Annotated in this window: 1 protein-coding gene; it reads left to right on the forward strand. The window is 66.6% G+C overall.

The features are described from left to right. Window positions 1-190 precede the first annotated feature (190 nt). Window positions 191-791 (forward strand): IS110 family transposase (locus DRB17_RS19805; RefSeq protein ID WP_147274983.1); only part of this gene is annotated, 601 nt, incomplete at its 3' end.

A 791-nucleotide genomic window follows, 5' to 3' on the forward strand; every position in this document is an offset into this window, starting at 1 on the left:
CCCCTTGTGTCTTTGAATTTTGGCAGGATGGGCGGTGACGCGGTGCCGGGTCATGACCCGGCACCGCGTTGCGGCCGTGAGCCCGTTACCCCCTTGGCCTGGATACCGCGGGTGAGCATGGCGCCGCGGCCGCATCTTCCAAGCCCGAACAGTTGCGCGGGGTTGCCCCCCGAACCAGCAAGGAAGGGATATGAAGATGCCACAGTTTGCGCCGAAAGCCGGCATTGATTGCAGCGAGGCCCGGCTTGACGTCCACATCGTGCCCCAAGATGTCGCCTTTTCAGTGGTCAACGACAAGCATGGCTGGGCCGCACTGAACCAGCGCCTGACGGCGGAAGGGGTCAGCGCCGTGGGCATCGAAGCGAGCGGCGGCAGCGAACGTGACGTCGCGCACTTCCTCCTCGAGCGCGGACAGGAGGTCGCGCTGCTCAACCCGCTGCGGGTGCGCCAATTCGCCAAGGCGAGTGGCATCCTGGCCAAAAACGACCGTCTCGACGCCGGCGTCATCGCCCGCTTCATCACCGCTGTGCCGTGTCGCCCGCTGGTGCGCCGCAAGCACCTCGAGGCACTCGTCGAGCTGGTCACCGCGCGCAGCCAGCTGAATGACCAGCTCACCGTCCAGAACAACCAGGCTCGGCGCCGCCGTGACGACCTGCTGCGCCGCCTCGACGCGCGCCGCGCCAAAGCCCTCAAGGCCGACATCGCCGCCCTCGACAAGCGTATCACCGCCTTCATCAAGGCCGATCCGGCGCTGCAGGCGAAGAAAACCCTCCTGCTCTCCATGAAGGGCG

It is taken from the genome of Ferruginivarius sediminum, assembly GCF_003344765.1.
Lineage (GTDB): Bacteria > Pseudomonadota > Alphaproteobacteria > Kiloniellales > Rhodovibrionaceae > Ferruginivarius > Ferruginivarius sediminum.